This is a genomic window from Endozoicomonas sp. NE40 (assembly GCF_040549045.1).
Lineage (GTDB): Bacteria > Pseudomonadota > Gammaproteobacteria > Pseudomonadales > Endozoicomonadaceae > Endozoicomonas_A > Endozoicomonas_A lisbonensis.
This window is the reverse complement of sequence record NZ_JBEWTB010000002.1, coordinates 2106230-2126380: the sequence shown is the minus strand read 5'-3', so window position 1 is coordinate 2126380 and position 20151 is coordinate 2106230. Positions and strand designations below refer to the sequence as shown.

Sequence of the window (20151 nt, the reverse complement as noted above, 5' to 3'; positions counted from 1 at the left end):
ATGAGAAAGCAGGTTGAGCGTCGCGCTCTGGAACCACTTGAGGGCGAACTGGCCAAAGAGTTCAAGACCATTGTTGCCATGACCCATATTTATTGTCGTGATCATCACAGTCTGAAAAATCATGGCAGTATTTCCGGGTTGTGTGATGAATGTACCCGGTTCAGGAATTTTGCCGAATACCGTCTGTCAAAGTGTCCTTATGGCCAGGACAAGCCAACCTGCAAGTACTGTCCGGTCCACTGCTATAAAAACGATATGAAAGAACTGGCCCGGACCATCATGATTTACAGTGGTCCGCGCATGCTGCTCAGGCATCCGATACTGGCTATTCGACACCTGTTGCATGATCGCAAGGCAGTGCCTGATCTGCCAAAGAAAAAGCGTAAAAAGACCACAGAAGAAACGGTGATAACAAGTGAGCAGTAAACCTCGTATAAGCCCTCGCATAAGCATTGTGGGCTATGGTCGTGTCGGTCTGCCCCTGGCTAAAGCCCTGAAAGAAAAAGGGTACGACGTAACCGGTACGGTCACCGGTTCTGATAAGCGCGAAAAGCTGGTGGCTGAAGGGCTTGATACCCACATTCTCAGCTTTGATCCGCAACCTCAGGGCGATCTGGCGGCGGCTATGGAAGCCGATGTGCTGGTGGTCACCGTTCCACCTTCCATGCGCGCTCCCCATGAGTTTCCTGCTGTCATGGAAAACCTGGCGAATGCTGCGGCAGGCAGTGGCGTTAAGAAAGTGCTGCTGATTGCCACGACTTCTGTCTATCACCAGACAGGTGACGTAGTTCGTGAAGAAGACGCGACCCCCGACGCAAGTCCGTTTCTGGGTATTTCCTGGTTGCCGGTTGAACAGCTTTTCTCTGAGCGGGATGAGTTTGAAACAACCGTTGTACGCTTCTCCGGTCTGATGGGCGGTGGCATTAATCCGGGTATGTACTTTGCCGGTCGCGAGCTGAAAGGCGCAAACGATCCTGTCAATATGATTCATATAGACGATTGCGTTGGCGTAATGGCTGCTATTATCGAACAGGATATATGGGGTGAGGCGTTTAATGCTTCAGCGGATGAACATCCCAGCAAGCGCGACTTCTACACCAAAGCCTGTGAAAGCGCGGGGCTGTCGGCACCGGTTTTCAGTGACGAGCCTTCCCCTTATCGCATCGTAAACTGCGACAAACTGAAGCAGCGTCTTGGGTATGTGTTCAAACACCCTGATCCGCTGGCCGGGCTGGATAGCTGATGAGATTAAACAGCTGATGAAAAAGATATTGCTGGTTATTGGCGGTTGCTTATCCCTGGGGCTGGGTATCCTGGGGATTGTTGTGCCGCTGCTGCCCACCACACCGCTGGTGCTGTTGTCGGCCTGGTGCTTTGCTCGTTCCAGTGACCGTCTGTATAACTGGCTGATCAGTCATCCCCGGTTTGGACAGGTCATACTGAACTGGCAGAACCACCGGGGAATGCAGGCAAAGCACAAGAAAAAGGCTTTACTGCTGACCATTGCCAGTTTTGTGTTCAGCATTGCGCTGGCACCGATGAAGATCAAGATTCTGCTGGTGTTTATTGGCATTTGTGTCATGACGGGCGTGAGCCTGATTCGGGTTATACCCGAAACCAATTCATAATAATTAAGCGCTGTCCTTTTTGCTCGACTATGCTCATTGGCTTAAACCATGAGCAACAGCTCTCCATGAGCGGGTCTCTATGAGCAAGAGTCGCTGCCATCTGCCTCGTGGGATAAATCAGGTTGTTTTGTTCTACGGGGGGATTGGCTGTGGTTCGTTGCAGACAGTTTATTCTGCTTCTTATTGTCTTTCTGATCTTTGCCTGCCTGTATTCACCGCAGCCGGTGTTTCCCTATCTGTCTGATTACTTTCAGTCCAATCCGGCGCAAACCTCGGAACTGGTAACCCGCATCATGCTGGTTCTGTGCTTTGGGGCGTTTATATCCGGACTGCTTCTCAGAGCTATTTCAGCCCGGATGATTTTGCTGGTGTGCTTCCCCCTACTGGGGGGGATGGAGATTCTTTTTTCCTCAGCTGAACACATTGAACATGCCCTTGCCCTGAAAACCATCGAAGGCGTACTGTTCTCCGCTATTTTACCCGCACTGATGACGGCTCTGGCTGACACATCCGGGAAGGCCGGTGATGCGGTGGTGTGGTATGTGTCGGCTTCAGTGACCGGATCGGTGTGTGGACGCTTTTTGAGTGGTTCGCTGATTTCGGCCGGATACCACTCTCCGGTGTGGATCATCATGGGCTCAGCCATGCTGGTGATATCGCCGTTTTTTCTGCTGCTGGATCGAATCTCTGGCAATCCTGAACATATTCAGCTGAAAACGGCTTTAGCCGAAGTGCTGGGACGCAAGGATGTCTGGGCGTGTGTGTTTCTTATATTTGCGGCTATCTGCTGTCTGGCTTCTGTCCTGAATTACCTGCCTTTTCACATGCGCTCACGGCATCCTGAGATGTCGGCAGCGCAGATTGCCACTCTTTACACGGGTTATATCTGCGCCATTATCAGTTCAATGCTGACGCCTAAGGCGAGGCGCTGTGCGGGTAATGACCGGTTCCTGTTTCGACTGACGCTGTTCTCGCTGTTGCTGGGGATGATGATTCTGGTGGTGGATTACTACGGGTCGTGCCTTGTGGCGGTGGCGATTATCTGTGGCGCTGTTTTTATGCTGCACAGTGGATTGTCGGCGTATCTTAACCAGCATGTTGCTGAGCACCGCCGGGTTGTGAACGGGGTGTATCTGACCAGCTATTATCTGGGAGGAGCGTTCAGCAGCATGTTACCCGGTAGTCTGTTTATGTCGATGGGCTGGCTCTGGTTGCTGGGAGGGTTGTTTATTCTGTTATGTGTAGCGATTGCTGTTGTTAATCTGGTTGAATGCTGATTGCTGCTGAATTTACATAAGCTGAATTTTCATGGTGAAAACCTGTACAAAACTTTGCTTATTATTGCTGCGTTGTCGGAAATTGTTACATAGTCTTTCCTGCCTGTTTTAACCTGTGAACATTTGATTTGTGTCACATAGAGTTTGCTCTTACCTGCATTATATTCCGCGCCGTTAGAAACATTTCGCACGAAAAATTCAGGGGCAACGGGTAATGAGGAAGACACTTCTGGCACTGGCGGCTGCGGCTGCATGTTCTGCCAACATAGCGGCTGCAGAAACAGCACCAACCAATGTGGTTCTGTTTACAGCAGATGATCTGGGCTATGAAGTATTCAGCCTGTTCACTGAAGGGTTGCCTGACCTGACGCCGAATATGGACAAATATGCGGCACAGGGTGTGCAGTTTATGCATGCGCATTCCAACACATCGATCTGTATGCCCAGCCGCTCCATCATGGCCACCGGCCTGTATGGTATCAGCAGTGGCATGATGGGTTTTATGAACCTGAAAGACCAGTCCATTCCTACCGTTATGGGAACACTGTCTGATAATGGTTACCGTACCGGTGTGCTGGGAAAGGTGTCCCACTCAACACCTGACATGGATTATCAGTGGAACTTTGTTCAGGATTACCGTGAGCTGGGCGCAGGTCGTGACCCTGAACTGTACTACCAGTTCACCAAAGACTTTATTGCCGAAAGCAAGAAGAACGGTCAGCCATTTTACCTGATGGTGAACTCTCACGATCCTCACAGAGCATTCCATGACCCGGAAAACCCGATGCGAAATGGCGATATTGCCAAGCCATCAAAGCTGTTTTCTACCGATGAAGTCATTGTTCCTGAATACCTGCCAGATCTGCCACAAACCCGTGTTGAACTGAGTCATTATTACAACTCTGTACGCCGCCTTGACGATACCTTTGGCCGGGTCATCGAAGCTCTGGATGAAAAAGGTGTGGCTGACGACACCATGGTGATTTTCCTGTCAGACAACGGCTCAGCTTTCCCGTTTGCCAAGGCAAACACCTATATGTTCAGTAGCCGGACACATTTCTTTGTTAACTGGCCGAACGGTGACCTGAAAGCCAGCCATGTAGACGACAAGAACTTTATTTCTACGGTCGATATTTTCCCAACGATCCTGGATGCGACCGGTATTGAGGTTGATGCCAGCTTTGACGGTGAAACCATCCTTCCGCTGTTGCGTGGTGAAAGTCAGGAAAACCGGGAGTATGTATACACACAGATCGATTACAAGATTGGCGGCCCTGCAACGCCAATGCGTGCGGTTCAGAGTGAGAAGTACGGTTACATCTTTAACCCGTGGAGCCGTGAAGGTGCTAACTACAGGAACTCCAATGAAGGTGAAATCATCAACGCCATGCTCGACAGCGATGATGAAGCACTGCACGACCGTGTAACGATGTTCCGTGAGCGGGTTGTTGAAGAGTTCTACGACCTGGAAAAAGACCCGGGCAGCCTGAACAACCTGGTTGATCACCCGGAATATCAGGATGTCGTAAATGAGTACAGAGACCGTCTGGAACAGTGGATGAAAGACCACAATGATCCGGTTCTGCCTATGCTGGCGGTTCGTGATAACCACCGTAAGCTGGATCGAATGATGGCACGGGACTATCCGAAAAAGAATTCTCTGATGCCTCAGGCCCAGATTGAGAAAATCCGGGCCAGACAGGCTGAGCGTCGTGAGCGCCGAAATCGTAACAATCGACGCAATCAGGAGAGTTAAGGGCTTCCTCCCTGTGCTGACTTTTTTGCTCTGACAACGAAGGTGTGCTGTGAAACATAAGCACACCTTTTTTACCTTCCTTTTATTGATGGCTCCAGACCATTTGAATCTCATTTGGGAAAAGCATATTGAAAACAAATAAATGGCGAGCGGGTCTTCTGGCAACAGCCTGCGCCCTGTCGATTAATTCCTGGGCTGGCTCAGAAGTAGCCGGTGCTGCCACTGAAGAAGCCAGACGTCCAAATATTGTTCTGCTGTTCTCCGACGACATGGGCTATGCCGATGCAGGTTTTCAGAACCGCAGTCAGGATGTGGTCACACCAAACATGGATCGCATTGCGGCAGACGGTGTGATTTTCAGCTCCGGTTATGTGACTGGTACCGTGTGCGGCCCTTCCCGGGCAGGGCTGATGACCGGTCGTTATCAGCAGCGTTTTGGCTATCACGATAATACGGCTCCGTACTCCAGAGATGCAGAGACTCCCCTGGGCCTGGATCTGAGTGTGCCGACGATGGCGAACTATCTTGCCGACGCCGGTTATCGCACCGGTATGGTGGGCAAATGGCACGACGCGGAACCTGAGGAATACTGGCCCCATAACCGAGGCTTCGAGGAGTTCTTTGGCTTTAACAATGGCGCCGCAACGTATTACGTCGGGCCTATGAATGAAGCCAAATACGATTACAAAAAAGAAGCCGCTATCTATCGCAATGGCAAACTGGTGGATAACTTTGACCAGTACCTGACCGACAAGTTCGGTGATGAGGCCGTGGATTACATTGGGCGCAACAAGGATGAAGCGTTCTTCCTGTATGTTGCTTTCAATGCTATCCATAGCCCGATGGAGCCAAAGCAGGTTGATATGGACCGCTTTGCTGATATTAAGGATGAAAACCGTCGTAAGGCGGTTGCCATGAATTACAACATGGACGAGAACATCGGCAAGATTCTCGACAAGCTGGAAAAAGAAGGCTTGATGGACAACACCCTGATCGTCTATCTGGCCGACAACGGCGGCAAACTGAACGACAACTACTCTCTGAATACGCCTCTGCGTGGTGAAAAAGGCAGTTTCTGGGAAGGTGGTATCCGTATTCCGTTCACCATGTCCTGGAAAGGCACTATTCCTTCAGGCCAGACCATTGACGAACCTGTTATTTCGCTGGACCTGATGACAACGTTTTTGGCCGCTGCTGGTGTTGAGAAGCAGGCAGAATGGCAGCTGGATGGTGAAAACCTGATGCCTCTGATGACCGGGAAGGTTGACCAGCTGGAAGACCGTTTCCTGTTCTGGGCGAACTCCCGTGGCTGGGCTGTACGGGACCGGAACTGGAAGCTTTATGATGAGAATGCTCGTCGTGTAAGGCAAAAGCCAATGTTGTTTAATCTGTCTGATGATATGGAAGAGCAGCATGAGCTGACTGAGAAATTCCCAAAAGAAGCTGAACGACTTCTGTCTGCTTACAATAAATGGAATGCTGAGAACGATACGCCGCGCTGGGGCTGGAATCGTCAGCAGTTCCCTCATTACAACGGTCACCACAGCCGGGAAGAACGTCTGGCTCAGGGTGAAGAGGTGCGAAAAGCAGAAGATGCAGCCAATGAAGATCGCCGGGCAAAGGCGCGGGCTGTAATTGATGCGGGCTGATTTTTAAAAGCCTGACCTGTTCAGACATTCCCCTCAAAGCCTGCTTGGGGGGGAATGTGCTTGTTTAATGTAAATCTGTTTATGTCAGTAGATTATGTTTTAAACGTCAAATGTTGTTTACATAGCAAGATAAATCCATTGAAATAGAACAGCGAAAAGCAAAACACACTGATAATAAAAATAGTCAAGGATGTAGAATGCAATATAAGCAGTTTGGGCTGGGTCTGATTTTGTCCGGTACTCTCTTTATAGCTGGCTGTGCCTCGGTTGTAAGTGAGAGCAGCTATCCGGTCGCTCTTCAGTCAACACCTTCCGGAGCCTCTTTCACGATTACAGACCAGAATGGGCAGGTCATTCACACAGGCACAACACCTGGCACGGTAACCCTTAAAAGTGGTGCTGGATATTTTTCTGCGGCGAACTATACCGTCCAGTTCAAAAAGCCAGGTTACAACGGCTCTACCATCACAGTCAGCTCTACAATGGATGGCTGGTTTATGGGGAATATACTTCTTGGTGGCCTGATTGGCATGTTAATTGTGGATCCCATTACTGGCGCAATGTGGAAACTTCCTCCGACAGCAACCGCTGAGCTGAATGAAGCGCTGGTCACTAAGCCGATGGGCGAAAAAGAGCTGACCATTAAAACACTGAGTGAGGTTCCACCCGAGCTGCAGGACGAGATGGTTCCTGTTTATTCACAGTAACCCACGAAAGAGTCTGAAGAATTTTCTTTGGACTCTGTTCACTTACCCGACTCTCGAGTTTTGGCTTGCTGTTACCTGCTGGCTACCGGGAATGCCACCATCTTGAAACTTTTGTGGACCAGCTTAGTGTGTGGTATTTCTTATAGAAATCCGTTGGCCTGCCAGTATTGTCGGTCATTCTGTCAAAATATATTTTGGTCTTAAGCAGCCTCTGAGCCCAGTGGGTTGCCAGTGCAGCAATAGTGTCACTGCCAGAATAAATTTCCTTACCCTGCATTTCCCACTTTCCGGCCCTTTCCATGATCATCATGGGAAACGCATGGATTTCACAAAACAGGTTACACCATGGGTCACACACCCAGGCGTTGCTATCAACACGGTAGTGGAAGTCATTTAGAATCATTGACGGGGGCAAATCTTCGGCAAGCATTATAAAGGTATGCATATCATTTTCTGCAAACCAGATATCGGGGATTTTCAGGCTAACGCCCTGCCTGAGGGCAACGGTAGCGTATTCGTTACAGTTTCCGGCTCTTTGCTCCCGATCAGTAGCGAGCAGTGATTTCATCTTTTGGGAAGCGTGTTCATGAGCTCTCAGAGCCCCTATTGCATAACCTGCTTTATCATGGTTCTCTATGCGCCTTTGCTTCCTCGATGATGTCGCTGCGCCATAGTACTCGGAATAGGTTTTGTTGCTTGATTTTAAGGACCCCCTGAAAAAGTCCCGTGCAAAGGTTAACAGCAGCTGTGCGTTTTCCATCTCGTTCATGATCTGGTCACCACGTACTCAGAGTAAATCAGGTCAATTATGGTCAGGGCCTTACTTTGCCTGTAGTGCAGGAGGTGCAACCATTGAAACTTTAAAAGAATATGCGAACAACCTGAGTACACCCGACTGAATTTGTATAAACCTTCAGACAGAACGTTCTAAGCGCTTGCTCCCATCAGGAAGTGGAGGCAATGGTGGGGGTAATTCAGTAGATACAAAAAAGCCTGAAGTGTTTGCTAACGCTTCAGGCTTTTAAGTGTATGGTGGGCCCAGCAGGACTTGAACCTGCGACCAATCGATTATGAGTCGACTGCTCTAACCAACTGAGCTATGGGCCCACAGCGGTTGTGAATTATAAGCATATAAATGCCTCAACGCCAACCCTCTGATTTCATGTAACTTTATAAAAATTGACTGATTGGCCGAAAGCATAACTTAAGGTGAGACACAGGCGATATTCCCGGCTCGGCATGCTAGCTCGTTTTATATTCAATTTTCTTATGGTCTGTACACTTTCACTGGCGTTTGCCAGTGAGTTTTATGTGAGCAAAAAACTGCTGGATAATGTCCAGAAACTCTATGGCGAAATGGCGGTCAGGCGCATGCACGCCTGGCAGGATCTGTTGGATAAGGGTCGTGGGCTGCCGGAGAGAGAAAAGCTGGAGAAGGTGAATATCTTCTTTAACCGGCTGGAGTTTGTCACCGACCTGCAGCACTGGGGGAAAGATGATTTCTGGGCGACGCCTGTTGAGTTTCTTGCCAGTGGTGGTGGCGACTGTGAGGATTTTTCCATTGCCAAATACTTCACCCTGCGGGAGCTGGGAGTAGCAGATGAGCGGTTGCGAATTACTTATGTCAAAGCGTTGAGAATCAATCAGGCGCATATGGTGCTGACGTATTACCCGGAATCGGGGAAAGAGCCCCTGATTCTGGATAATCTTGAAGGCGAAATCCTGCCGGCCAGTAAGCGCAAAGACCTGAAGCCGGTGTATAACTTTAATGGTGATGGCTTGTGGGTTGCCCGTCAGAGAGGTAAAGGTGTAAGGGTAGGAAAGGCTGACCGGATCAGCCTGTGGATGGATCTGAGAGAGCGGTTCAGCGATGAGCTGAACAAGACAGAAAAGATTGAGCTCAGGAAACCTGGATCGACAACAGGGAAAAAACCATGACTTTACTCAGGGAACTGGCGTTATATCTGACCCTACTGCTATTCCTGCTGTTCTCAGGCAGTTTTGTCATGAACATCATTGACGCTCGCAGCTATTTGCAGGATCAGCTGGAATCTCATGCCCAGGACACCGCGACTTCTCTTGGGGTTGCCATTGCAGCGACCGAGCCAGAGAACACCGCTGCCATTGACTCCATGGTAGATGCTGTTTTTGACCGGGGTTACTACCGGTTGATTCGCTTTATTGATCAGAGCGGAAACCTTGTTGTGAACAGTCAGCATGAGCTGCAACTGGAGGATGTACCCCAGTGGTTTGTTAACCTTGTTGACCTTGATGCTCCCCTGGTTGCGTCTGAGGTCAGTCGGGGCTGGTTGCCTGCGGGGGTTATCTATATAGCAAGCCATCCCGGTCACGCTTATCGAAGCCTGTGGAATAAAACCCTGTATGGCGTATTTCTGTTTGGTTCCGGATTGCTGCTGGCTATTCTGGGTTTGAACATATTCCTGCGCATAGTGCTTCGCCCTTTGAAAAAACTTGAAAAGCAGGCGGACGCTATTTGTCAGCGATCCTTTGTTCAGCAGGAGGTGTTACCGAAAACCAAAGACCTCCGACTTGTCGTTGAGGCGATGAACCGAATGGCTGGCAAACTGGAAGAACAGTTTGCTGAAAAACTGGTGCTGACGGAGGAGTTGCGCAAGCGCTCTGTCAAAGATGCCCTGACCGGCATTCTGAACCGGCAGGCTTTTGATGACCGTATCGCCAATGTTCTTCAGGATGAGGAGCGTGGGGAGTTTGGTGGTGGGTTGTTAATGGCTCAGATTTCCGGGCTGGATGGTTTTAATAAGAAGAATGGACGGAATGCCGCCGACCTGCTGCTGGTTGATATTGCCCGCCGAATCAGCAAAACGGTTGAACCATGGCCGGAAGCAACGGTTGGGCGTCGCAGCGGTACGGTGTTTTGTGTTTTTGTTCCTGCCTGTGACCTGGCGCAGAGCCGCCGGATCACTGAAGCCTGCTTCAGGGCAATGGCTTCATTGCCTTTCTTTCTCAGTGAAGAGGGACATGACCGTCTGCACATTGCCATGGTCACCCATGTAGGCAGAACCAGCGCCGATGAAATGTTACAACAGGCGGACCAGTTGCTTCGCAGTCTTCAGCATCAGTCAAGAAGCAACTGGGAAGTTGAACAGATAGATAGCAGTAGCCATCAGCCTTACAACCACTGGAGTGAAGGTAATTGGCAGGAGTCGTTACAGCAGGTACTGAAAGGGCAGCAGGTGGAACTGTTTTACCAGACGGTCTACGACATGAACCAGCAACCTGTTTTCAGGGAGGTGTTTGCCCGGTTGCGGTTATTAGGAGAACTGGCTTCGGCTGAAGCTTTTCTACCCATAGTGGAACGGTTTGATCTCCATGTTGACTTTGACAAAGTTGTGTTTGAGACGTTGATGCTGCATCTGCAAAAAGATGGCAGTAATACCCGCTACTGTGTGAACCTTTCCCCCCGTTCGTTACTGGATGAAGATTTTTTCAGGTGGTTGCTGGATACATTAAAAGCACTGCCTGGTGTGACAGAAAGACTGATTCTGGAAGTCCCTGAGCGAACCGTTCTGATGGGCGGTCAGGCAATGCCTTCTCTGGTTAAACGTCTGGTGCAAACGGGGTGTCGTTTTTCCATCGATCATTTTGGAATTGTCAGCCGGTCCATGACCAGCCTGCATGAGCTGGAGCTGGACTATATCAAGATAGATGGCAGTTTTGTGCGGGGGATCAGCAACAACCAGGGAAACCAGTTCTATATTCGAACGCTGACAATGCTGGCCAAAAGTCGTGACATTACACTGCTGGCACAGGATGTCGAGCAGAAAGAAGATTGGCAAAAATTACGCGAGCTGGGTGTTCAGGGGGGACAGGGATATTACCTTGGACGCCCCCAGAGGCTTTGAAACACTCGCCCTCTGTGCGTGAATAGAGGATAATGCGCCCTACGGCTGGAATGGTGGTGAGGACATTATGGCTCTGGATGAGATCAAAGAGCGCATTTCTATAACAATGCTGAAAATAACGGATAAGTTACGTAGTTGCAGTTTTTCAGGCACCTTCGCTAACTCACTGAGTGGAATAAAGGGAAAAATCAGCGGCAGGGGGGCAGCAGGCATTCTGGCTGTCATTGTCGTGTTTTATTCTGCACTGGGTATTTACTGGAGCATTCCTCCCAAGCCGTTTTCTGTTCGTGAAAATGCAGAACAGCTGGCTGAAGCCAGTGGTGAACAGGTGGTGACCGGTTACACCACAACCGCTACATTGTATCGTCTGGCGGACACACTGCTGACCAAGCGTGGTGGTTATATCCGCAATGACATTATGCCGCCCGGTGTGTTTCTCGATAATATGCCCAACTGGGAACAAGGTGTGCTGATACAGGTACGCGATATGGCCAGGGCTCTGCGCAAGGATATGAGCCGCTCCCAGTCTCAGTCCCGTGAAGATGCGGACCTTGCCATTGCTGAACCACAGTTCAATTTTGATTCCAGAAGCTGGATTCTGCCTTCCAGTGAAAAAGAGTACCGTCGTGGTATCGACAAGCTCGAAAGCTATATGAACCGTTTACCGCGCAAGGAAGATCCAGCACAGTTCTATGCCCGGGCTGATAATCTGACCCGATGGCTGGCTGATGTTGAAACCCGCCTTGGCAGTCTTTCCCAGCGTCTGAGTGCCAGCGTTGGCAAGTCTCGGTTGAATACGGACCTGGCTGGAGATGCTGCCGCTCAGCAGTCAACGGTTACGGAAGACGTGATCGATGTGAAAACCCCATGGAATAAAATCGATGATATTTTCTATGAAAGCCGTGGCACAGCCTATGCGCTGATTCATCTGCTGAAGGCAGTGGAAGTGGACTTTGCCGACGTACTGGAAAAGAAAAATGCCACAGTCAGCCTGCGCCAGATCATTCGTGAGCTGGAAGCGACTCAGGAAACGGTCTGGAGTCCGGTCATTCTGAATGGCAGTGGCTTTGGTATTCTGGCTAATCACTCTCTCGTTATGGCCAATTACATTTCCCGCGCCAATGCTGCAATCATCGACCTGCGTCGTTTGTTAGAGCAGGGCTGAGAAACCATCCTTCAGGACGACAGAGGTTTTCTGATTTGTGACTTCCATAGAAGCATAACAAGAGAAAGCCTCTGTTTAATGTTTTCGCATAATCATAGTTAAGGTGCCTTATGTCTGCCGACAATCTGAAGCAGCAAATTGAATTCATTAATGAGCTGGATAAACTCAAGTCGGTTTATCGCCAGACCATGGTGAAATCGGAAAACAGCCGGCAGGAAAACAGTGCTGAACACAGCTGGCATATTGCCATGATGGCAACACTGCTGATGGATTATGTCTCCAGGCCGGTGGACATTCATCGTGTTGTTACCATGTTATTGATTCACGATATCGTCGAGATTGATGCAGGTGACGCGTTTGTTTTCGACGCACAACAGGTTGCTGGACAGGAAGATAAAGAAATCAGGGCGGCTGAACGGCTGTTTGGCCTGCTGCCAGACTGTCAGCGTGATTACATCATGGAGCTGTGGCAGGAGTTTGAAGCCCTGGAAACCCACGATGCCCGCTTTGCCAAAGCAATGGACTGTATGCTGCCGTTGTTGCAGAACATGGACAATAATGGTGGCAGCTGGGCAAAGCACTCCATCAGCCGTGCGCAGGTATTAAAGCGTAACCAGTACCTGGAAACACTGGCACCGGAACTCTGGGAATATGCGTTAAGCCAGGTTGACCTGGCGGTAAAAAAAGGTTGGCTGAAACCTTAGGAATTAGAGTATGAGTAACAGCAGACTGGTTTATTCAACCGACGTTGGTCGTGTAAAGGACGATAAGCCGGAACAGGAAGTGGTCGGCGACGGTAACGTTCGTGTACGTCCGGAAAAGAAAGGACGTGGTGGTAAAACCGTGACCGTTATCAGCGGTTTACCCCTGGCAGGTAATGACCTGAAAGCCTTTGCCAAAAAGCTGAAAAAACGGGCGGGCGGTGGCGGCTCTGTGAAAGAGGGCAACATTGAGCTGCAAGGTGATCATGTGGACGTTATGGTCGATGTTCTGAAAAAGGAAGGTTACGACGCTAAACGTTCAGGCGGGTGAGATGGACCACCGACCAGCCATAAGGCCGGTCGGTGGTGGGTACAGGCGATAACAGATCCGACTAAGGACAAATACCTCCCAGGCAGCCCCCCACGCTACTCTTGGCCCTTATGAGCTGAGACCCGATAAAACCCCCGAAAATGATGAGCTTATTCCCGATATACTGCGTGCAAACCATAACATAAGGTTGAATCGCAAGCCCTCCACTAATGGTAAACATACCGACAAGTGCACCTACTGCCGTTGACACATGATCGAATGGATTTATGGCGTCAAACCAGTCGGTCTCACCAATTGCTTTGCGATAATCAATCACTTTTTCGATGTGAGGAATGGCTCCGTACAGGTTTCTGAAGTAAAGGTATCCCCCCGTACCAGATATTGCGAATGATTCGAATAATGATGCCCAGTAGTATGGAGGGTTTGGATAGGTATTGCCGTCGACCATGCCCATTTTAATTTTGGTCGCGGCGCTCAGAATGTTCATCGCAGGCACCAAAAAACCAAAGCAGGCGACTATTATGGATTGAGTAGTATAGGTTACCTCGTTAATTAACATGTCCAGATCAACTCTCTCTATTTCCTCCCGAAATTCGTCTACCAAAGTCTCGTTGACCTTAAAATTTGGATCATTTACGTCGACGGCGATTCCGTTAGGAAATACAACGATGCCCGCTTCCGGGTACTCAAAGCCTTCCCTCTCAGAAAGAGTGCGGATTTTTCCTGAGTTAAAAGCGTAAAGCAGCATAGGCCTGGCAGCACCGATAGCCCCTGCGGTTATAGCCCATTGCATAATACCCAGGCCAACGGTTGCCACTCGACCAAACTCCTTGCTTGGATCAAAGAGCAGAAGCATCTCACGGGTAGAAAGGTCTTTGTATGCGCGAACAGAAATTTCGGATGCCAGCTCGTTCAGTTTGTCTGGTGTCCATCCTCCTTCAGCGACAGTGGTAGCAAGCGTCTGTAATTCCATTCCAGAAATGTCATCTGCCAAATCTACAGCGTCATCTACCAAATCTACAAAGTTATTTGCCACCTTTTGAGCGTTATCTCCCAGAAACCCTATGCCCTCTTCTATATTCAGGCCCTGAAAAGCTTCCAGGCCTGTCAGATAGTCCGGTAACTGAGCCTTAAAGGCGGTCACATGTTGCATGGCAGTGCTGACATATTCTGTTCCTTTCCATGCGCTCACCGCCGCATTGACAGGATCAACAACCCCGGTTGTCGCAAGCTGTGATATCACCCCGAGTCCTGCATTTCGGCCAACCGCAGCTGTTGGTAACGCATTCAACACAAGCGGCACCCAATAGGCTACTTGTTCACAGGTACCTTCCGAAAGGTCTGCCGCTTGACTTACAGCCGTAGCTGTTGAATTCTGGCCGATAGCAGGTACATAGTAACCGTTGCCTATTCCGTCATAATCATCAAGGGAAAATGAATCAGGCGATGTTTCGTTGCCACCAGACTCTTTCTCACAAAACACGGTTTTCATGCCCTCACCCGCAGAGATAGCATCTGCCGGGGTCATCAGGATACCAATGGCGAAGCCTAACATCTGGTGAGCAGGAGCTGCGGCCTTTAACCCCATCTCCGGGAGAGGTAGCCTGAAAAATGTAACCACCCCGGAAAACGCTTTAGAGATCGCTCCACCTGCCGCTCCGGGGCATCCGACACAGCCTGAGAAGTCGCCATGGTACATGGTAACTACCCCCGATTTTATTGCGCTTCCTGCCTTCCCGACTGCATTAACCACTGGGCTTAATACGCTGTGAACCGATTCAAAAGCAAAAGGCGCTGTCCCTAATACCGCCAGAGCTGACAAAAACCGGTCTTTAGAGACAATAAACAGGTTTGACCCCATAGTGATAGCCAGGATACCTGCTCCCAGGCTTGTTACTACAAAGTTTTTAGGGTCGTAATCTGACAAGTGCCTAAACGAATAGGGTTGTTTAAGTATCACTTTTATTGCTTCAGGACCTAGCTGCGCAGCTATTTTGGCAACTACGGGGGTTATTTCGGTTGCCGCATAAGAACGACTACTAAAGATTCCACTGAATAAAAAAAACGACAGACAAAACACAATAATCGAACGTTTTTTCTTTTCCGAATGTCGATGGCTGGTTGACGCTAATATCATTTCAGTTCATCCTCGGAGAATGTAATAAGTGAAGTAGTTTTTCATGCGAATATTTCAATCAGAACCGTCTATTAATAGAACGATTGTCCGATGCATCCCGGCTTGAGTCTGTACTAAATTGCCAGATTAGATATGCAATACATCTGAAAAAAATTACGCCATAACATTAAATGAATTCATACCATCTCTATTGAATCGCCAATTTAGTCCGGATGGAGAGTCTATTCTGAAAAATTTGAAAGTCATCTGCCCAGATTGGTTTTTTTGAAGCGGGCAGTTGAGTTATTTTGGAAACTTTTATACTAGCAAATATTAAATAATTTATACCTTAATGGCACTGACTTAAGCCGACCTCCCTGAAGTATCAAGGCTTGCCCGAGAAGAAAATCGACTATAAAAGTCGTGTAAAATATCAACGCCCCGAGCATGCCATGACCAAGTTTAGTCCAGAATATTTCTCTCTCGCTGACAAACTCTTAAAGCCATTCGCATTGGCTGGAGATAGTGAGCTTTCCAGCATATTAAAGAAAGAGCACCTCGACGACTTTCAGTCAGAATACACTGGCAGTAGAGTCAGAGACTTCCCGCCCGTGAAGACCCTCAGCCTCTTTATGCACCAAACAGCGAGTGAAAATAAATCCTGCCGAAATGCCCTGATCACTGATAACAGAGATCAGTCAGCCCTGGGACACGAGTCAAGCAGAACAGACAACAGCGCTTACTGCAAAGCAAGACAGCGCCTTACTGAATCAAGCCTCATGGTGCTTCTGACTCAATCTGGTAATAATCTGGATAGCGGCAGCCTTGAATCGTGGCGCTGGTTTGATCGAAGGGTGGTCATTGCTGATGGTTCAACACTTTCGATGCCTGATACTGATGAGAATCAGAAAGTCTACCCGCAGCACGGCTCCCAAAAAAAGGGGGCGGAAATCCACTCCTGCGAATAGAAATACTTACAACATTGGGCAGTGGTTCGGTACTGGGCTACGCAGTGGCTCCATTCCAAGGTAAGCAGACAGGTGAGGTCGCCCTGTCCAGGCAGTTGCTCGGACACCTCAAAGCCAATGATATTGTGCTCGGTGACGCTATCTTTGAAAATTATTTTCTGATCGCATTGCTTCAATTAGGGGACATAGATGCTGTCTTTGAGAAAAATGGTGCTCGTCACGTAGACTTCAGGCAATGCAGCCAGAAGTTGGGCAAAAAAGATGGATTGATCCGTCTTGAGAAGCCGCCACGACCTGACTGGATGGATCGTGAATACTATGACCATTGGGTGCCAGATGAATTGATGATAAGGGTTGTGAAAAACAAAAAACGGGTCATCGTCACTACCTTACTGGATGATGATAAATACCCAAGGTCAGAAATCATCAGCCTTTACCTTGCCCGCTGGCATATTGAACTGGATTTGAGATCCATCAAATGCCTTATGAAGATGGACATACTGCGCTGTAAAACGCCAGAAATGGTCAGGAAAGAGATCACTGTTCACCTGCTGGTTTACAATCTGATACGAGCCCTGATGGCGCAAGCAGCGACGGAACTGAAAAAGCAGGCTCGGGAAATGAGCTTCAAAGCCGCACAGGAGGCGATGCAGGAGCTTCATGTGCCTCTGTTACAGGCAGATATATCATCATTGCCAAAATTGGTTAGGCAAATGATAAAAATCGTATCAGAACATATTGTAGGGAATCGCCCCGGACGAAGTGAGCCAAGGGCAGTACTGATCTTTTCGAGTTATACGTGACACTCAGACCCTTGTCATTTTTGAGGTTTAGGCGCATAAAAAGTGTTACGTATAACTACAGAACATCAATAAAAAGACGACCGAAACCTCATAGAAGGCTTCAACACTCAAGGGCAGAATCCCGCAGGTTGACCATGTATTAGCGGGGTGCGGCTTAAGTCAGTGCCATTAATTTATACCTGTATTATTTCAATAAGAAAATAGTAGACAAGAAAATGAAAAAAAAACAAGTATTTACCCTATATGTGATGTTGGCTTACTGTTGCTTTTGAAGACCTGATCCTTATGTGTTTCGTTGTTATTTTCTATTTGCGTATCGCACATGAATTTTTTGGGGAATAGCTTAATAATTTTCGCTGATTTACTCTTGAGTTTAGTGGCTGGCTTTTTTCTGAAGCTACTATAGAGAAAGTATACGGCACTAGTGAAATAAGATACGGTAGGGGAATATTTAGTTTACCAAGGCAACTCGATTCCGTCATAAGCTAAAAACTTTCCAGAGTAATCAGACGACGACTCATTGATAATTGTTAACAACAGGCTGGCAGTTTTCTCTGGCGTAAACAGTTTCTCCGGAGAAACATTCCTCTGGAACGGTTTTGAAAGTCTGGTATCGGTTGTACCGGGGTGCAAGGCCAGAACTGTACAGTTGGGAACCGTTCTTTTCCATTCAATACTGAGTGTTTTCAGTGCCATATTCAGGGCGGCTTTAGCGCATCGGTAGCTGATCCACCCCCCCAGATAGTTATCAGAGATACTGCCAACCCTGGCGGAGATAACGGCAAAGCGACTGCTTTCAGACTGCTTCAGGGCTGACTGGAAATATCTGGCCAGCAGCAGGGTGGGGAGTGTGTTGATTTTGAGGTTCTCAAGAAAAAAGTCAGGCTCAACACGTTGAATTGTTTTTTCAGGCTGGTGATGCTGATTATGGAGTACGCCGGCAGCATTAATAAGCCAGTCCAGCTTTGGAAGCCTGTTTGACAGGCTTTGTATCTGTGGCTCACTGGTTAAGTCCAGTGAGTGCCAGGTGAGATTGTGATGTTGAAATACAGGTTCCTGTGATCGCCAGGTGGCATGAACCTTTGTATCGGGCATCTCTTTCAGCAGGGTTTTAACCATCGCCAGTCCAATGCCTCCACTACCACCTGTGATCAGAATGTCCATAGTGTTTACCATTACTCTTTACAGAGTTGCTTATAGCTATTGATCGGTAACGGAACGCTCTATCAGGTGATTGATCACAGAAGGGTCTGCCAGTGTTGTGATATCACCCAGATTATCCGTATCCCCCCGGGCTATCTTCCGCAAAATACGACGCATGATTTTTCCAGAGCGCGTTTTGGGTAAAGCCTTTGTCCATTGTATACGTTGCGGTTTGGCAATTGGGCCAATTTCAGACGCGGTGAGCTTGATCAGTTCGCTTTCCAGCTCAGTAGAAGGTTCCGCGTCATCCATGGGGGTCACAAAGGCATAGATAGCTTCGCCTTTAACAGGGTCAGGAATGCTGACGACTGCCGCTTCGGCAACGGCCTGGTGTAAAACCAGGGCGCTTTCAACTTCGGCAGTGCCAAGGCGATGTCCGGCAACACTCAGTACATCATCTACCCTGCCCGTAATCCAGTAATAACCATCTTCATCTCTGCGGGCACCATCGCCAGTGCAGTAGTAGCCGGGAAAACGGTTAAAGTAAGTGTCTAACATGCGCTGGTGATCGCCGTACAGGGTGCGAATCTGGCTGGGCCAGGAGCCGGATATCACCAGATTGCCTTCTCCGGGACCTACAATTTTGTTGCCGTCATCGTCCAGCAGGTCGGGACGAATGCCCAGGAAAGGGCGAGTGGCTGAGCCCGGTTTGAGAGCATTCGCTCCGGGCATGGGGGTGATCATGATGCCACCGGTTTCGGTCTGCCACCAGGTATCGACAACCGGGCAGCGGCTATCGCCCACCACTTTGTAATACCACTGCCAGGCTTCCGGGTTGATGGGTTCCCCCACGGTTCCCAGCAGACGCAGGCTGGAACGGGAAGACTTGTCTACATAGTCATTGCCTTTTGCCATCAGCGCCCGGATAGCTGTCGGGGCGGTGTAAGCGATATTCACCTGATGCCGGTCAACTATATCCCAGATTCGTGAAGCGTCGGGCCAGAAAGGCAAACCGGCGTACATAAGGGTTGTGGCACCATTGGAGAGTGGCCCGTAAACCATATAGGAATGGCCGGTAATCCAGCCAACGTCGGCAGCACACCAATAAACTTCTCCTTCCCGGTAGTCAAAGACATAGTGAAAGGTAACGGTGGTGTAGAGTATGTAGCCCGCTGTTGTGTGCTGAACACCTTTTGGTTTGCCAGTTGAACCGGAGGTGTAAAGGATAAACAAAGGGTCTTCGGCGTTCATTATTTCCGGATCGCAGTCTGCTGGTTGGGTGGCTGTCAGACTGTGATACCAGTGATCCCGGCCTTCGACCCAGTGAATGTCGCTGCCACTGTATTTCACGACCAGAACATTGCTAACGTCAGGGCAGCACCGCAGGGCTTCATCGACATTGGCTTTCAGGGGAATGGTCTTGCCACCGCGTATGCCTTCATCGGCAGTAATCACCATCTGACAGTCGCAATCCAGTATCCGGTCCTGTAGCGAGTTTGGGGAAAAGCCTCCAAATACCACCGCATGAACAGCCCCGATCCGGGCGCAGGCCAGCATGGCAAAAGCGGCTTCCGGAATCATGGGCATGTAAATACAAACTCTGTCTCCCCGGTTAACCCCCAGTTGTTTCAGGGCATTAGCCAGTTTGCAGACTTCATCATGCAATTGCTGGTAGGTGTAGCTTTTCTGCTCGTCCTGCGTATCTCCTTCCCAGAGAATAGCGGTCTGATCAGCTCGCTTTTCAAGGTGACGGTCTATGCAGTTGACGCTGACATTAAGTTGCCCACCCCTGAACCAGGATACCTCGCCTTTGCTGAAGTCGCCTTCGTAAACGCTGTCCCATGGACGAAACCAGTTGATATAGTGTTCAGCCTTGTAACTCCAGAACTCTTCCGGCTTTTCCAGAGAATACCGGTAGAGTGACTGGTATTTCTCGTCGGTCATCCAGGCATGCTGAAAGTGGTCAGGAACCGGATAGATGTTCTTTTCGGACATTGGCTGAATCTCTTGGGTAAAGATCAAC

At 49.1% G+C, this 20151-nt stretch carries 18 protein-coding genes, 1 tRNA gene and 1 pseudogene; 15 read left to right on the top strand and 5 right to left on the bottom strand.

Annotated elements, in window-relative coordinates; all coding sequences use genetic code 11:
* The 7 genes from V5J35_RS10570 to V5J35_RS10540 all read left to right on the top strand — a co-directional run bounded on the left by V5J35_RS10570 (window position 1) and on the right by V5J35_RS10540 (window position 7017).
* Window positions 1-426: a nitrous oxide-stimulated promoter family protein gene (locus tag V5J35_RS10570; RefSeq protein ID WP_354011192.1), complete on the top strand. Its 426-nt coding sequence runs from the start codon at window positions 1-3 to the stop codon at window positions 424-426.
* Window positions 416-1243: an NAD(P)H-binding protein gene (locus V5J35_RS10565; protein WP_354011191.1), complete on the top strand. Its 828-nt coding sequence runs from the start codon at window positions 416-418 to the stop codon at window positions 1241-1243. Before V5J35_RS10570 ends, V5J35_RS10565 begins: the two co-directional genes overlap by 11 nt.
* Window positions 1200-1628 carry a YbaN family protein gene (locus V5J35_RS10560; protein ID WP_354011190.1) on the top strand — a complete coding sequence of 143 codons (429 nt, stop codon included), beginning with the start codon at window positions 1200-1202 and terminating at the stop codon, window positions 1626-1628. Before V5J35_RS10565 ends, V5J35_RS10560 begins: the two co-directional genes overlap by 44 nt.
* Before the next feature lie 149 nt (window positions 1629-1777).
* A complete protein-coding gene (locus tag V5J35_RS10555) occupies window positions 1778-2905 on the top strand; it encodes an MFS transporter (RefSeq protein WP_354011189.1) in 1128 nt (375 codons plus the stop codon).
* A 214-nt stretch (window positions 2906-3119) separates the two neighbouring features.
* Complete coding sequence (locus V5J35_RS10550; protein WP_354011188.1) at window positions 3120-4661, top strand: sulfatase family protein; 1542 nt, start codon at window positions 3120-3122, stop codon at window positions 4659-4661.
* A 128-nt stretch (window positions 4662-4789) separates the two neighbouring features.
* Window positions 4790-6310, top strand: a complete 1521-nt coding sequence (locus tag V5J35_RS10545; protein ID WP_354011187.1) for a sulfatase-like hydrolase/transferase — start codon at window positions 4790-4792, stop codon at window positions 6308-6310.
* A 197-nt stretch (window positions 6311-6507) separates the two neighbouring features.
* Window positions 6508-7017 (top strand): hypothetical protein, encoded by a 510-nt coding sequence (locus V5J35_RS10540; RefSeq protein WP_354011186.1) that lies wholly within the window; start codon window positions 6508-6510, stop codon window positions 7015-7017.
* Between the two features lie 82 nt (window positions 7018-7099).
* On the opposite strand, the gene V5J35_RS10535 is transcribed toward V5J35_RS10540, so the two are convergent.
* Entirely contained in the window at window positions 7100-7786 is a 687-nt protein-coding gene (locus V5J35_RS10535) for a hypothetical protein (protein ID WP_354011185.1), read from the bottom strand.
* A gap of 13 nt (window positions 7787-7799) precedes the next feature.
* On the opposite strand from V5J35_RS10535, the pseudogene V5J35_RS10530 reads away from it, so the two are divergent.
* Window positions 7800-7916, top strand: a pseudogene (locus V5J35_RS10530) (IS200/IS605 family transposase); the annotation flags it as partial.
* Between the two features lie 131 nt (window positions 7917-8047).
* On the opposite strand, the gene V5J35_RS10525 reads toward V5J35_RS10530, so the two are convergent.
* Window positions 8048-8124: transfer RNA gene (locus V5J35_RS10525), tRNA-Ile, on the bottom strand.
* A 204-nt stretch (window positions 8125-8328) separates the two neighbouring features.
* Here V5J35_RS10525 and V5J35_RS10520 point away from each other — a divergent pair.
* The 5 genes from V5J35_RS10520 (at window position 8329) to V5J35_RS10500 (ending at window position 13098) form a co-directional block, all read left to right on the top strand.
* A complete protein-coding gene (locus tag V5J35_RS10520) occupies window positions 8329-8955 on the top strand; it encodes a transglutaminase-like cysteine peptidase (protein ID WP_354011184.1) in 627 nt (208 codons plus the stop codon).
* A complete protein-coding gene (locus tag V5J35_RS10515) occupies window positions 8952-10901 on the top strand; it encodes an EAL domain-containing protein (RefSeq protein ID WP_354011183.1) in 1950 nt (649 codons plus the stop codon). Before V5J35_RS10520 ends, V5J35_RS10515 begins: the two co-directional genes overlap by 4 nt.
* A gap of 67 nt (window positions 10902-10968) precedes the next feature.
* A complete protein-coding gene (locus V5J35_RS10510) occupies window positions 10969-12066 on the top strand; it encodes a DUF2333 family protein (protein ID WP_354011182.1) in 1098 nt (365 codons plus the stop codon).
* A gap of 110 nt (window positions 12067-12176) precedes the next feature.
* Window positions 12177-12770, top strand: a complete 594-nt coding sequence (locus V5J35_RS10505; RefSeq protein ID WP_354011181.1) for an HD domain-containing protein — start codon at window positions 12177-12179, stop codon at window positions 12768-12770.
* A gap of 10 nt (window positions 12771-12780) precedes the next feature.
* Window positions 12781-13098, top strand: a complete 318-nt coding sequence (locus V5J35_RS10500; protein ID WP_354011180.1) for an SUI1 family translation initiation factor — start codon at window positions 12781-12783, stop codon at window positions 13096-13098.
* 61 nt (window positions 13099-13159) lie between these two features.
* Here V5J35_RS10500 and V5J35_RS10495 read toward each other — a convergent pair whose 3' ends face one another.
* On the bottom strand, window positions 13160-15235 hold the full coding sequence (locus tag V5J35_RS10495; protein ID WP_354011179.1) for a hypothetical protein: 2076 nt from the start codon (window positions 15233-15235) through the stop codon (window positions 13160-13162).
* Between the two features lie 371 nt (window positions 15236-15606).
* Here V5J35_RS10495 and V5J35_RS10490 point away from each other — a divergent pair, with 371 nt between their 5' ends.
* Both V5J35_RS10490 and V5J35_RS10485 read left to right on the top strand, forming a co-directional pair.
* A complete protein-coding gene (locus tag V5J35_RS10490; RefSeq protein ID WP_354016337.1) occupies window positions 15607-16182 on the top strand; it encodes a hypothetical protein in 576 nt (191 codons plus the stop codon).
* Between the two features lie 44 nt (window positions 16183-16226).
* Window positions 16227-16985 (top strand): transposase, encoded by a 759-nt coding sequence (locus V5J35_RS10485; RefSeq protein WP_354011177.1) that lies wholly within the window; start codon window positions 16227-16229, stop codon window positions 16983-16985.
* A gap of 456 nt (window positions 16986-17441) precedes the next feature.
* Here the strand turns inward: V5J35_RS10485 and V5J35_RS10480 are convergent, their stop codons facing one another.
* Window positions 17442-18149 carry an SDR family oxidoreductase gene (locus V5J35_RS10480; RefSeq protein WP_354011176.1) on the bottom strand — a complete coding sequence of 236 codons (708 nt, stop codon included), beginning with the start codon at window positions 18147-18149 and terminating at the stop codon, window positions 17442-17444.
* 36 nt (window positions 18150-18185) lie between these two features.
* Window positions 18186-20123, bottom strand: coding sequence for an acetate--CoA ligase (gene acs / locus V5J35_RS10475; protein ID WP_354011175.1), 1938 nt, complete (start codon window positions 20121-20123; stop codon window positions 18186-18188).
* Window positions 20124-20151: the final 28 nt, after the last annotated feature.